The organism is Pseudomonas sp. P8_229, from assembly GCF_034008635.1.
Lineage (GTDB): Bacteria > Pseudomonadota > Gammaproteobacteria > Pseudomonadales > Pseudomonadaceae > Aquipseudomonas.
In genome coordinates, this window is record NZ_CP125378.1 from 1 (window position 1) to 13,453 (window position 13,453).

Genomic DNA, 13,453 nt, shown 5'->3' on the forward strand with positions numbered 1-13,453 from the left:
GGCGTCCCGCCTCGGCTTGTGAAAAGCGCCCCGTTGGGCCCCTCAAGCGCGTTACATAGGCATGACCGGACTGGCTATGTGCTACCGAACTTTTGTCATAAAAGCTTCATTAATGACTTGGAGGAGAACCTGCAGGCGTAAAAAACGTGGGATCGAGCCTGTTCGTTCCCACGGTTTTTGATATTGCAGAGAAATGCAGAGAGTCAGTTTTTCAGATCAAATACGCCATTGGTGATGCTGAGGGTTTTTGGCCCTTGTGAATCACTGTCAGGATCGGCGGTCATTTCAAAATTGAAGGTTCCAGTAACGGCCACAGTCCCTCCCACACTCGTGGCCGTCAGAGAGCCAGACTTCGCGGTAAATCGAAAGGTGTAATCGTCATTAACAAAAACATACTTGACTGAGGTGAGCTCGGAACAGTCGAACTTGTTTGTGCCCTCACGCTTCGGGAAACCCAGATCGAACACTTCACGGTTTTTGCCAACTACTCTTTGCGCCCGCACTTTGTACAGTGAGCCCTCCTCTTTCAGGTCGAGCGCATTCGCCTGCGTCGTCTTCCAGGCATCACTTGTGAATTCAAACTTTCCCATAGTCGCCATTTCCATCACCTATCTATAAAAGGGATTTATGAACAACGCCTAAAGGTAATCCTCGCCCCTTCAACCACGACGCCATGAAACCGATTATTGCGCGCACCGCAAACGCGCCGTCTACTGTCAGACCTGACAGTGGACGGGCTCTGATATTGGTCGCACGCTGCATGATTTGGCCCTCAGCTGTACACCGGCCAGGTGTCGACGATCTTGCCGCCACGCACCGCCAGCAGATCGCCGAATTGCAGGAGTACGGCTTCGGTCTGAGTCGGACGCAGGAACACTTGATCCTCAACGGTCAAACCCACGGCATTCGAACCGTTGACCATCTCCTGATTCGAACTGCGCCCGTACACACCGTTGCTCTGCAACCCCGGCGGCGATTCGAACTCGGCCATCCAGTTTCCGCCGTAGATGAAGAAGGTCTGACGCTGGTTGGTGTCCCACCACGAAAACAGCTTGGACTTGTCGTCCAGCGCCGGGATTTTCACCGCGCCGGTACTCTTCAGCACCGGCGTGGCGATGTAGGTCGCGGGGACGTGTTCGACCAATGACGGCAGGTCATAGTGAGTCGATTTAAGCATCGCCGTGCCTACCGAAACCTCGGTGCTCAGCTTCTCGTTTTCGTGAATGCGATAACTCGGGCTGCCAGCGGTGTTCAGGCACAGGCCGTCATGCCACAACGCCGGAAACTGCTGGCGAGTGAAATCGACGCAGTGCTGATAAATCAGCATGACCTTGGCGAACAGCTCTTCAGGCGAGCCGAGAATCCCCGGCACGCCCATGCCCACGAACGGGTCGTAGCCCATGAACCCGGCGAACTGCAGATGCTGCGGGTTGGCGCTGATCAGCGTGAGCATCTGCCCCAACACATTCACATCACTGACGCCGCCGCGATGCAGGCCGACGTCCAGCTCGATGTTGATGCGCATCCGCGTGCCTAAACCCTGTGCGAGTTGCAGGTATTGCTGCAAACGCTCGGGGCCGTCGAGCAACCATTGCAGTTGCTTCGCGGGATCGAACGGGCCTTTGTGGGATTGATAAAACAGCTCTGCCGAACGCACCGGCAACGGCTTGCCGAGCAGAATGTCGGACTGGGGGAACGTGACAGCATCGTGATTGAGAAAGGGCTGATGGAACGACATCAATTTTTGCGTCCCAGCACGTTGCGCGATGTAGTTCAACAGTCCCGGTGACGGCAGCGACTTCTCCACCAGCCGCAGTTGCTTGCCGCCACGCCTGACCGACTGCATCACCACATCGATGTTGTGGTCGAGGCGATCCAGATCGATCAACAGCACCGGGCGCATCGGGCCGTTTTCCTTTAACTCTTTGTTCAGCGCGCGGAAATATTCGCTGTACGGCGCACCGCGATCACCCGGCCGCAGCCACGCGCCAGCCCCCGCCAACAACGCACCGACACCCAGCGTACCCAGTAGAAAATTGCGTCGATTGACCGCCATCAGCTCACCCCCAGAATCGACGACAGATGCGCGTTGAGAAACCGTCCGCTCGGATCAAGCGCCTGGCGCACCTCGACAAACTCGCGCCAGCGCGGATACAGCGGCTGCAGATTCTTCGCGTTGAGCGTGTGCAACTTGCCCCAATGCGGGCGGCCGTTGTACTTCCAGAAGATCGGCTCGACTGCCGCAAAGAAGTTGTGATGATCCATCTGGTAATGCTGGTGCACCGAGATCGAACAGCTGTCGCGGCCCTCGAACATGCTCAGTGGAATGTCGTCGGCCTTGACGTAGCGATACTCGATGGGAAACCAGGTGCGCAGGTCCTTGTCCTGAATCAGCTTGAGGATTTCGCGCAGGCAGGCCGGGCCGTGTTCGGCAGGCACCGAGTATTCCATCTCGTTGAAACGCACGGTGCGCACGTTGGCGTAGATGTCGAACGAGTCGCCCACCCGGTCATCGAAACTCGCCAGATGACGCAGGCTGTTAAGCATCGTGCGGCGCAGTTCGGGGAAGTCGCTGCCGTACTTGTCGATCTTCTCGATCAGGGTCACGAACTCGTTACCGCCCTCCTCTTCGGGTGGAATCGGCGGCGTGGCCGGGTCGCTGGTTTCGTTGAGGGCGATGGACAACGCGTAATCGGAATGGGTGACCACGAGCATTTCCCAGTGCTGGTTCTCGCGAGTGTTCTTGTCGAGGTCTTCCAGCAGTTCTTCGGTCTTGGCGATCCACTGACGTTCGCGCAGGCGATAGGCCGGGCGGTTTTGCAGGCGGATTCGGGTGGCCACACCGAGGGCGCCGAGCGAAACGCGAGCCGCGTTGAACACTTCAGGGTGCCGTTGGCTGTCGCAATCCAGCACCTCGCCACTGGCCGTCACCAGTTGCATGCCGCAGACATGCGCCGAGTACGACTGAAAGGTTTTGCCGGTGCCATGGGTCGAAGTGGCAATCGCCCCGGCGAGGGTCTGGTAATCGATGTCGGCCATGTTCTGCAATGCCTGACCGATGTCTTTCAACGGCAGGCCCATGCGCGACATCGGCGTGCCCGCGGCAAATTCGGCCTGCAGGGTTTTCGGGTCGTGATCGAGCAGGCCGGTGAAGTAACTCAGCGACAGCAACGTACCGTCGGTGGGCACCAGCGCACTGAAGGAATGCGCCGAGCCGACCGGACGGATCTTGCCCTGAGCCTGGCGAATCGCTGAGGTCAATTCATCGAGATTTTTCGGTGCCAACCGCGCCGCCGGCAGGCAATTCTGCCCGCCCGACCAGTTGCGCCAGGGGATCAAGCGCGGTGCGCGCATCAATTGCCCCAGTGCGGGGTTGGCCGCCAGCGCACTGAATGCACCGACGATACTTGCCCGATACAACAACTGACGCCGGGTCAGATCCATGGTCATGCGCGCGCCCTTATTGTGGGAGGGGCTGGTCGGCCATGAAGCCGATCAGTTGCAGGAATTGTTCTTCCGAGCACTCGACGCACTGGCCCATCGGCGGCATGCCGTTGTAGCCATTGATGGCGTGGTCAAGCAGCGTATCGACGCCCTGCTGAATGCGCGGTTCCCAGGCTTTGCGATCACCTGTCAGCGGCGCGTTGGCGGCCGGATTGGCGTGGCACAGCTGGCAGCTGTTGGTGTAGATCTGCGCCAGTGCGGGATCCTGGGGAATGGCTGTGTTGTGGGTGGCCGGGGGTTTGGGCTCTTCGCCGCAACCGGGCAGCACCATGGCCAGTGCCAGCAATAAAGAGAGTCGGATGGCCCGCATAACAATCCTCGCGTGAGTGCCGCTTATTGTTGTGATCACACCTTAAGGCAGCGACGTCAGCGGGTTGAGGGCATTGCGGGACAGTGAGGGGGGCAAACGGGGCCAGCTCTCCCCCCCCGATGATCGTTCCCACGCTCTGCGTGGGAATGCAGCCCCGGACGCTCTGCGTCCGCTTGGAACGCGGAGCGTCCCTTGAGGCATTCCTTTGCTGCGCGTGGGAACGATCATGAACCAGGGTTCCCGAATGTTCTTTGAAGCTCTGCTGTGCGCCTTGGCGTGACATTCGCGTGACATTCACGGGTTTAAATTTCGGCGCATTCAGGCGTATAACCTGTAAAGACTTTTGATCTGTATGCGGACATCAACACGGGGTAGCGACATGACCACAGCAAACATCCTTGGCAACCTGTTCCCTTCTGTCAGCGACATCCCGGAAAAATACCGTCTCGACGGTCAGGTCGAGCAACGCGAATACCTCGTCGATGGCCAGTTGCGACGCTGGGACGGCCCCCTCGCCCAAGTGCGCAGCCCCGTCTACCTGCATGGCGAAAATGGCGATGAACAAGTGATTCTGGGCAGCACGCCGCTGCTCGACGCCGACACCGCCCTCACCGCTCTCGACGCCGCTGTACGAGCCTACGACCGTGGTCAGGGCCTGTGGCCGACCATGCGCGTGGCCGAACGTATCCAGCACGTCGAAGCCTTCCTCGGACGCATGCGCCAGCAGCGCGATGCGGTGGTGAAACTGCTGATGTGGGAGATCGGCAAGAACCTCAAGGACTCGGAAAAAGAGTTCGACCGCACCTGCGACTACATCGTCGACACCATCAATGCCCTGAAAGAACTCGACCGTCGCTCCAGCCGTTTCGAGCTGGAACAGGACACCCTCGGCCAGATCCGCCGCGTACCGCTTGGCGTGGCGCTGTGCATGGGGCCTTACAACTATCCGTTGAACGAAACCTTCACCACGCTGATTCCAGCACTGATCATGGGCAACACCGTGGTGTTCAAACCGGCCAAGCTCGGCGTGCTGCTGATCCGCCCGTTGCTCGAAGCGTTCCGCGATAGCTTCCCCACCGGCGTGATCAACGTGATCTACGGCAGCGGCCGCGAGACCGTCAGCGCGCTGATGGCCAGCGGCAAGATCGACATCTTCGCTTTCATCGGCACCAACAAGGCTGCCAGCGACCTGAAGAAGCTGCACCCCAAACCGCACCGTTTGCGCGCCGCGCTGGGGCTGGACGCGAAGAATCCCGGGATCGTGCTGCCGGAAGTCGATCTGGACAATGCCGTCAATGAAGCGGTGACCGGTTCGCTGTCGTTCAACGGCCAGCGTTGCACGGCGCTGAAGATCCTCTTCGTGCATGAAGACGTGGTCGACGCCTTCATCGAAAAGTTCAACGCCAAACTCGCCACGCTCAAGCCGGGCATGCCGTGGGACAGCGGTGTGGCGCTGACGCCATTGCCGGAGTCGGGCAAGGTCGATTACCTGCACGGTCTGGTGGCCGACGCGCAGAGCAAGGGCGCGCAAGTGGTCAACCCGAACGGCGGCGAGAGTCGCGAATCGTTCTTCTACCCGGCCGTGCTGTACCCGGTCACGCCGCAAATGCGCGTGTACAACGAGGAGCAGTTCGGCCCGGTGGTGCCGATCGTGCCGTACCGTCACCTCGATACCGTGATCGATTACGTGCTGGAATCGGATTTCGGTCAGCAGTTGAGTCTGTTCGGCACCAACCCGGTGGCGATCGGCCGGCTGGTCGATACGTTCGCCAATCAGGTCGGGCGAATCAACCTCAACGCCCAGTGCCAACGCGGCCCGGACACCTATCCGTTCAACGGGCGCAAGAACTCCGCCGAGGGCACGCTGTCGGTACACGATGCCTTGCGGGTGTTTTCGATCCGCACGCTGGTGGCGACCAAGTTCCAGGACAGCAACAAGGACCTGATCAGCGAGATCATTCGCGGCCGCGATTCGAGCTTCCTGACCACCGACTACATCTTCTGACGAGGACATCGCACTGAGTACATTCAGCACCCCCCGACTGCCACCGCTGCTGCGGCGAATCCTGCGTCCGTTACTGGACCCATACCGCCGCTACCAGCACGCCCGGCTGATTCACGCGGTGCGCGTGGCACTGGGGTTGCTGGCGACCATCCTGCTGACCACCGGCATCAACCTGCCCCACGGTGAGTGGGCCTCGGTGACCATGCTGGTGGTGATCGGCGGCCTGCAACACCACGGCAACATCGGCAAGAAAGCCGCCGAACGCGCCACCGGCACCTTGATCGGTGCCGGCGTCGGTCTGGTGCTGGTGGCGCAACAGGCGTGGCTGGGCCTGCCGTGGCTGACGTACTTTGCCATGGCAGTGGTCTGCGGATTTTTCTCCTATCACGCCATCGGCAAGGGCGGTTATACCGCCCTGCTCTCGGCGATCACCGTGTTCATTGTCGCCGGACATGGCGACAACCCGATCACCGACGGCTTGTGGCGCGGGGTCGACATCCTGATCGGTATTGCCCTGGCCCTGGCATTTTCCTTCGCCCTGCCGCTGTACGCGGTGTATTCGTGGCGCTACAACCTCGTCGATGCCTTGCGCGACTGCGCCACGCTGTACGGACGAATCATCAGCGGCCAAGCGGTCAGCGCCGATGAACACCTGAAGCTGATGGGCCGGGTGACCTCGGTCATGGTGCAACTGCGCTCGTTGATGCCTTCGGTGTCCAAGGAAGTGAAGATTTCCATGACCGAGCTGGACGCGATCCAACGCAACCTGCGCATGTGCGTCAGTACTTTGGAAATCCTCGGCAACACCCGACCGGATGCCAACGATCCCGACGCCATGACCCACCTGCAATCGGCGCTGCGGGCCGAGCACCGGGTGATCCGTGTGCAACTGATCGGCATGGCCCGGGCCTTGAAGTCCGGCGCCACGCAACGCCTGGAGCGCCCGCTTGATTTGCCCGACGCCAGCCTCGACACACCGGTCTACAGCGCACTGGACGGTTACCGTCTGTTGACCCGACAACTGGCGGCCAACATCGGCGAACTGCGCCAGCGTCTGGCGAAAACCGCGCCACGCTGGAATATCTGAGCCCCAGGGAAAAACCCATGTAACAAAGCCGACATCATCATTACAATGCGCCGCACAAGGAATGTGACATGGACGCATAAATGCAATTCAGGAAGAGTATCAACGCGCTTCGGGCACTGGCCGTCCTCTCGGTCGTGCTGTTCCATTTCAAGGTGCCAGGGTTCGAGGGCGGGTTCGCCGGGGTAGACGTGTTCTTCGTCATTTCCGGGTTTCTGATGACCGGCATCATCTTCAATGGCGTGCAACAGCAGAACTTCTCCCTCCTCGGTTTCTACGCCTCCCGCGCCCGGCGCATCATTCCCGCCCTGCTGACCCTGTGCGTTGCGCTGCTGATCTTCGGCTACCTGTACCTGCCAATGGACGATTTGCGCGAGACGATCCGCACGATCAAGAGCAGCCTGCTGTTCAGCTCGAACTTCAGCTTCGCCCGGAGCGGCAACTACTTTGCGACACCGCTGCACGAAAACTGGTTGCTCCACACCTGGTCGCTGTCGGTCGAGTGGCAGTTCTACCTGCTGTATCCGGTGTTGATCATGGGCTTGCACAAGTTCTTTGGCAGCGACAAAACCCGCTTTGCCCTGATTGCCCTGGCGTTGATTTCGCTCGGTGCATCCATCGTCGTGACCCGCCTCAACCCGACGTTCGCGTTCTACATGCTGCCCACCCGGGCGTGGGAAATGATCGCTGGCGGACTGGTGTTTCTGTTTCCCCTGCGGCTGAGCCCGCGTGGCGGCGCGATCTGCGAGGGGCTTGGGTTGCTGGCGATTTTCGTCAGCGTACTGGGTTTTTCCGAGCAGGATCTGTGGCCGGGTTATCTGGCACTGGTGCCGGTACTGGGGACGATGCTGGTGATTCACGGCAATACCCGGTCGCTGTTCAGCACCCAGCCTGCACTGCAGTTTGCCGGGAGCATTTCCTACTCGGTGTACCTGTGGCATTGGCCGCTGGTGGTGTTGCTGTACCTGTGCGGGCTGTTGAACAGTTGGCCGCACGTGATCGGCGCGATTGTCGCCTCGTTCGCCCTCGGCGCCCTGTCCTTTTATGGGGTTGAATCGAAGGTGAAAAAAGGTGCGACAGCGACACGGACCATGATCAGGTTCGCTTCGCTGACGGTGGGTGTGGTTGCCGTGTCGGCCGTGATGTCGTCGCTGGTCAAGCAACACCCCGATTGGCGCCCGGCGCTGGTCGAACTGGGCCAGCCGCAATACACCAGCAAGCTGTATCCGCAGGAGTGCTACCCCAACGCCTATTCAGCGGCAGATTGCAAACTGGGCACCGGCGAGGTGTCGGTGATTCTGTATGGCGACAGCCACGCACAATCGACAGCCGCGGCAGTGCAGATGGAAAATCCTCAGGCGGCGCTGTCATGGTCACGAGGCGGTTGCCCGACCCTGGCCCATTTTGCAATGCACGACAAAACCGTCGAAAGCCAATGCCGGGGTTTCAATCAGGAAAAACTGCAACGGCTGAAAACCGATTACGCCGGCATCCCGGTGGTGCTGTTCAGCCGCGCGGCGCTGTACGCGGATGCTGGTCGGGAAAACAGCTACCGGATTTCCTTTCCCGAGCGCCAGGCTCCGTTCGCCGAGGCTTACACCGAAGAGTACGTCAGCACCGTCTGCTCGATTGCTGAAAACCATCCTGTGTACATCGTCAAACCGATCCCGGAAATGCCATTCAGCGTTTACAAGGGTTTGAATCTGAATCAGCGATTATTTCGGCAAACCACCGACATTTCACTGCCGTTGCAGGCGTATGAAAAACGCAACCGAATCGCCATCGCGACGATTGAAGAAGCGGCCAGTCGCTGCCATGCAACGGTGATCGACCCGACGCCGTACCTGTGCCCCAACGGCAACTGCATGGGCTCCAGGGACGGCGTGCCGCTGTACTTCGACGACAATCATCTGGTGGATGCCGGCAATCAACAGTTGAAAGGACTGTTCCGCAATCTGCTCAAACCGATTTGAGCTGACGGCGGTTTTTCAGGCCCCAGCCTTGTTGCATCCCGGCGGCGGCCAGCAGAATCGCCGCCACACCGACCCATTGCAGGGGTTCCAGGCGATGGCCGAAGGCGAACCAGTCGACGAAAATCGCCGCAATCGGATAGATGAAGGACAACGCGCCGGTCAGGGCAGTCGGCAGTTTCTGGATCGCGCCATACAACAGCACATACATCAGGCCGGTGTGGACGATGCCCAGCGTCACCAGGCTGGCCCACGCACCGCCGGTTTGCGGCAGGCTATTGAGGTGCGCAAACGGCGCGAGCAACAGCACCCCGGTGCAGACCTGAACCAGCGCGATCAGATGCGGCGGCGTGCCAGTCAGGCGCTTGATGATCAGCACCGCTATCGCGTAGAGCAACGCTGCGCCCAGCGCCAGCGCAATCCCCAACAGATAATCGCCACCGCTCTCGCCCTGCCCGCCATGGGCGCTGACGATCGCCAACATGCCGAGAAACGAAATCGCCAGCCAGAACAGTTTCTGCGCAGTGATTTTCTCGCCGAGGAACAGCGCGGCCAGACCGACCAGCATGAACGGCTGCACGTTATAGACCGCCGTGCCGATGGCAATCGAGGCCCGGGAATACGAGCCGAACAACAACACCCAGTTGCCGACAATCGCGACGCCACTGAGCACCGCCAACAGGAACGTGGTGCGAGTCAGAATGCCCGGGCGCAGGAAGCCGAACGCGGCGCAGATCAGCAGCAAGGTGCCGGCGCCGAACACGCAGCGCCAGAACACCACGTCCAGCACTGGTTGCCCGGACACCAGCACGAACCAACCGATGGTCCCGGAAATCAGCATGGCCGCGGTCATTTCGAACGAGCCACGGCGGATTGTGTTGTCCATCATCGATCTCCCTAAGCGTGTGACGAAAGCGTGGCAAAAGTATGCCAAGCCGACAGCGCACACCTCCAGCGCAAAAAGCAGGCTAAACTTGATTTCTACCTTTTTTATCGTGGGTGGTTTCCTTCAACTGCCTAATACCGGAGTTGCCCCATGACCGACGATATCGACCAGATACTTATCAGTGCGTTGATGGAAGACTCGCGCCGCTCGCTCAAGGCGTTGGCGCAGATCAGCGGCCTGTCGTCGCCAAGCGTGGCCGAACGCCTGCGCCGATTGGAGGAGCGCGGTGTGCTCAAGGGCTATACCGTCGAGATCGACCCCAAATGCTTCGGCTATCAACTGCAGGCCATCGTCCGGGTACGACCGCTGCCAGGGCAATTGCAGGAAGTGGAGCGGCAGATCCTGTCGATCCCGGAATTCACCGAGTGCGACAAGGTCACGGGCGAAGACTGCTTTATCGCTCGCCTGCACGTACGTTCGATGGAGCAGTTGGACACCCTGCTCGACCGGCTCAATACGCTGGCCGAAACCAATACCGCTATCGTCAAGAAGACTCCGGTCAAACGCCGGTTGCCGCCGATGGCGTGAGTGCTTTTTGCGCATGTTCGGCGTAGATTGAGGTTTTTCCGGCGAAGGATTGGCGGTGATGAAAACCCTGGCAATACTCCTGGCAACAATGGTGCTCACCGCCTGCGGGACGGTGCAGACGGTTGTGAGCAGTGATCAGAAGACGGCAGAGCGGCTCAGGAACGAGAAAACCTACTGCGGCGCCGTACCACGGATCTACAGTGGCGTGACTTACGATTTTTGCCTGATGCACGCCGAACTCAAGGACGGCGTCGACGTGTTCGACTACAAGAATGCCAACCCCGGCGTGCTGATCGATGCCGCCGCATCGGGTGTGCTCGATACCTTGTTGCTGCCCTACACGATCTACAAACAACAAGCGGACGGCAGCATCGTGATCAACTGATCGCGTTGGTACTTTTGCGCAGACAACAAAAAACCCGCCTAGGCGGGTTTTTCGTTGATTCAGCAGCAGCGATCAGTCGTCGCGGCTCATGATGCCGAAGATCTGCAACAAGCTGATGAACAGGTTGTAGATCGATACATACAGGCTGATGGTCGCCATGATGTAGTTGCGCTCACCACCCTGGATGATGGCGCTGGTCTGGAACAGAATGCAGACCGACGAGAACAGCACGAAACCTGCGCTGATCGCCAGTTGCAGGCCGCTGATCTGGAAGAACATGCTCGCCAGCGTCGCACCCAGCAACACGAAGAAACCGGCGGTGATGAAGCCACCGAGGAAGCTCATGTCCTTGCGGGTGATCAGCACGTAGGCCGACAGACCACCGAACACCAGCGCGGTCATCGCGAATGCCGAGCTGACCACTTCAGCGCCGCCCTGCATGCCCAGGTAACGGTTGAGGATCGGGCCGAGCAGGAAACCCATGAAACCGGTCAGCGCAAACGCGGACACCAGGCCCCAGGCCGAATCACGGAGTTTGTTGGTGAGGAAGAACAGCCCGTAGAAGCCGATCAGCACCACGAAAATATTCGGGTAGCCGACCCGCATCTGCTGGGCCACGAAAGCCATCACACCGCTGAAAGCGAGGGTGAGCGCCAGCAAGCCGTATGTGTTGCGCAGGACGCGGCTAACCTCTAGCTGCTCAGCCTGCACGCTGTTGTGAACTGCGTAATCCTGTTCGCGCATGGCGACACTCCTGTTGGTTTGAAACGTTCAGTCGCAAAGATCATAACAGACGCTCTGTAACAAGCCATGCACAGAGTTTGACAGTGTGTTTCATTCAGGTATTATGGCGCCCGCAACGCAAACGGAGGTGTGGCCGAGTGGTTTAAGGCAACGGTCTTGAAAACCGTCGACTGTAACAGGTCCATGAGTTCGAATCCCATCGCCTCCGCCATCTTATGTACGACAAAGCCCTGATTATTCAGGGCTTTGTCGTTTCTGGGGGTTGAGAATTTCTACGCCCTCCAGAATGTGTTCCATAACTTTTGTGGGCGAGTTCCATAGCTATCCGTGCTTCAGCCACTTTCCCCGGCGTTCTGCCACCTGAAAAACCAACCGACCTGCTCCCTTCCCTGCTCTTCAAGATCAACGAAAACCAGCTCGCCCTCGAAGCCGCCATCATGGAACTGTCCAACTGGGTCGAGCAGCGCTGATCGGCCGATGTCGCCGAGAACGTCCGCGGTGCTCTGGACGATCGACAGAAATGAGGAATTCATCAAGATGACCTTGGCTGTCTTGATGAAGCCTGACTGACAGCTTTCGGTTAGCAGTCAGGCAAAAATGAAAATATTTGGCCAGCGACGACCGTGTTTGAAATCGACGTTTGTTCTTATTGGAAGTTGTAAACCAACCACAAGGCTGGGAGGCTAGAGGGAGGTTTACCATAAGGACATGCTGAAATGAGAACACCAAAAGTCCTGGTTACAGGTGCTGCGGGCCAGATCGGTAGCGCTTTTTGGGCAGCGCAAGACGATAAATCAAATTTGCGTTTAGCCGACATGGACGTCTCAAAACTTCCGGACTCGGCACAGCGTTTCTCTCTCGATATCAGGGATCAAGCCAGTTGTCTTGAAGCTTGCGCGGGCATACACACAGTGATTCATCTAGCGGCTGACCCTAACCCGGACGCCGATTTCACCACCTCCCTGCTCCCGGTGAATATTGTGGGCACCTACAACATGCTATTCGCCGCAAAGGCCCAAGGCTGCAAACGGTTCATATTTGCGAGCAGCGCCCAGGCGATTGAAGGTTATCCATTGGATGTCCAGATACAGGAATGTATGGCGCCTAGACCGGGCAATCTTTACGGGGTCAGCAAAGCGTTTGGGGAAGCGCTGGCCTCGATGTATGCAAACGATGGACACATGACAACCATTGCAGTGCGTATTGCAAACGTCGCCAGATTTCATCAAGGGGAAAGCCACAGCCCCAGGGACGTCGCTGCTTTTATCAGTTTCAGGGACGTTGTCACGCTACTTGAAAATTGCGTTGAGGCTGAACTGAGCGGGTTCCATGTTATCCACGGGGTCTCGGATAACAGATACAAGCGTCTTTCCATTGATAGCACCCGAAAAGTAGTGGGGTACGATCCCCTTGACGACGGATTTGCGATCTTGGAAGGACGCGCTCAACCGGATTGAACGCAAGCACCCTGCATGGCCGCCAGAAATTCCCAATGCACACTGCACTCGTAGCCATCGAGCAACCCGGCTTTAGCGAGCGCCCAACTACCGGTGCACACCCCGCCCAAGCGCTTGGACTGTCGCGCCAAGGCTTGCAGCCAAGTCGTGTGCTCCCGGGTAATCGAGCTCTGAATGCCGACACCGCCGCAAACGATGACCGTGTCCACCACAGAGGGATTGCTCCACGGCGTATCCGGCGTATCCGGCGTGATCGGCACGCCGTCACTGGCCCGGACCACCGCTCCATTGGGGCTGAAGGTATGCCAGCGATACAGCGTTCGCCCCGTCAGTTGATTGACCATTCGCAATGGCTCAACGGCGGACGCCAGAGACATGAGGGTGAATTTGTCCAACAGCAGAAACCCGACGGATTGGGTTGTACCGTCGGCCGCGGAAGGGGTCGATGACATCATGTCCTCATAAAAAACGGTCTGCGATGCAGGCGTCTGTCAACTCCTCCGACATTCGTGAAGGGATT

At 58.9% G+C, this 13,453-nt stretch carries 12 protein-coding genes, 1 tRNA gene and 2 pseudogenes; 8 read left to right on the forward strand and 7 right to left on the reverse strand.

Annotated features, from left to right (window positions below; all coding sequences use genetic code 11):
• Nucleotides 1-203: 203 nt before the first annotated feature.
• From QMK55_RS00005 to QMK55_RS00020, 4 genes are all read right to left on the reverse strand, one after another.
• Nucleotides 204-590, reverse strand: a complete 387-nt coding sequence (locus tag QMK55_RS00005; protein WP_320328324.1) for a hypothetical protein — start codon at nt 588-590, stop codon at nt 204-206.
• Between the two features lie 182 nt (nt 591-772).
• Entirely contained in the window at nt 773-1,981 is a 1,209-nt protein-coding gene (locus tag QMK55_RS00010; RefSeq protein WP_320330230.1) for a DSD1 family PLP-dependent enzyme, read from the reverse strand.
• Between the two features lie 74 nt (nt 1,982-2,055).
• The gene (locus QMK55_RS00015; protein ID WP_178082102.1) at nt 2,056-3,384 is read right to left on the reverse strand and encodes a D-arabinono-1,4-lactone oxidase; all 1,329 of its coding nucleotides are present in this window, start codon (nt 3,382-3,384) and stop codon (nt 2,056-2,058) included.
• A 76-nt stretch (nt 3,385-3,460) separates the two neighbouring features.
• On the reverse strand, nt 3,461-3,814 hold the full coding sequence (locus QMK55_RS00020; RefSeq protein WP_320328325.1) for a c-type cytochrome: 354 nt from the start codon (nt 3,812-3,814) through the stop codon (nt 3,461-3,463).
• Between the two features lie 379 nt (nt 3,815-4,193).
• On the opposite strand from QMK55_RS00020, the gene QMK55_RS00025 reads away from it, so the two are divergent.
• From QMK55_RS00025 to QMK55_RS00035, 3 genes are all read left to right on the forward strand, one after another.
• Nucleotides 4,194-5,819 carry an NADP-dependent glyceraldehyde-3-phosphate dehydrogenase gene (locus tag QMK55_RS00025; RefSeq protein WP_320328326.1) on the forward strand — a complete coding sequence of 542 codons (1,626 nt, stop codon included), beginning with the start codon at nt 4,194-4,196 and terminating at the stop codon, nt 5,817-5,819.
• Nucleotides 5,820-5,865: 46 nt separating this feature from the next.
• Nucleotides 5,866-6,906, forward strand: coding sequence for an FUSC family protein (locus tag QMK55_RS00030; protein ID WP_320330231.1), 1,041 nt, complete (start codon nt 5,866-5,868; stop codon nt 6,904-6,906).
• A gap of 80 nt (nt 6,907-6,986) precedes the next feature.
• Nucleotides 6,987-8,876, forward strand: a complete 1,890-nt coding sequence (locus tag QMK55_RS00035) for an acyltransferase family protein (RefSeq protein WP_320328327.1) — start codon at nt 6,987-6,989, stop codon at nt 8,874-8,876.
• Here the strand turns inward: QMK55_RS00035 and QMK55_RS00040 are convergent.
• Entirely contained in the window at nt 8,863-9,759 is an 897-nt protein-coding gene (locus QMK55_RS00040; protein WP_320328328.1) for a DMT family transporter, read from the reverse strand. The genes QMK55_RS00035 and QMK55_RS00040 overlap by 14 nt on opposite strands.
• Nucleotides 9,760-9,909: 150 nt before the next feature.
• Between QMK55_RS00040 and QMK55_RS00045 the strand changes: the two genes are divergently transcribed.
• Nucleotides 9,910-10,347, forward strand: a complete 438-nt coding sequence (locus QMK55_RS00045) for an Lrp/AsnC family transcriptional regulator (RefSeq protein ID WP_007915449.1) — start codon at nt 9,910-9,912, stop codon at nt 10,345-10,347.
• A gap of 58 nt (nt 10,348-10,405) precedes the next feature.
• Complete coding sequence (locus tag QMK55_RS00050) at nt 10,406-10,732, forward strand: YceK/YidQ family lipoprotein (RefSeq protein ID WP_320328329.1); 327 nt, start codon at nt 10,406-10,408, stop codon at nt 10,730-10,732.
• Nucleotides 10,733-10,804: 72 nt separating this feature from the next.
• Here the strand turns inward: QMK55_RS00050 and QMK55_RS00055 are convergent, their stop codons facing one another.
• The gene (locus QMK55_RS00055) at nt 10,805-11,476 is read right to left on the reverse strand and encodes a Bax inhibitor-1/YccA family protein (RefSeq protein ID WP_025110060.1); all 672 of its coding nucleotides are present in this window, start codon (nt 11,474-11,476) and stop codon (nt 10,805-10,807) included.
• Between the two features lie 123 nt (nt 11,477-11,599).
• Here QMK55_RS00055 and QMK55_RS00060 point away from each other — a divergent pair.
• The 3 genes and pseudogenes from QMK55_RS00060 (at nt 11,600) to QMK55_RS00070 (ending at nt 12,933) form a co-directional block, all read left to right on the forward strand.
• Nucleotides 11,600-11,687: transfer RNA gene (locus tag QMK55_RS00060), tRNA-Ser, on the forward strand.
• 142 nt (nt 11,688-11,829) lie between these two features.
• A pseudogene (locus QMK55_RS00065) lies at nt 11,830-12,046 on the forward strand (hypothetical protein).
• Between the two features lie 146 nt (nt 12,047-12,192).
• The gene (locus tag QMK55_RS00070) at nt 12,193-12,933 is read left to right on the forward strand and encodes an NAD(P)-dependent oxidoreductase (RefSeq protein ID WP_320328330.1); all 741 of its coding nucleotides are present in this window, start codon (nt 12,193-12,195) and stop codon (nt 12,931-12,933) included.
• 5 nt (nt 12,934-12,938) lie between these two features.
• Here the strand turns inward: QMK55_RS00070 and QMK55_RS00075 are convergent.
• A pseudogene (locus QMK55_RS00075) lies at nt 12,939-13,385 on the reverse strand (AraC family transcriptional regulator); the annotation flags it as partial.
• Nucleotides 13,386-13,453 lie beyond the last annotated feature (68 nt).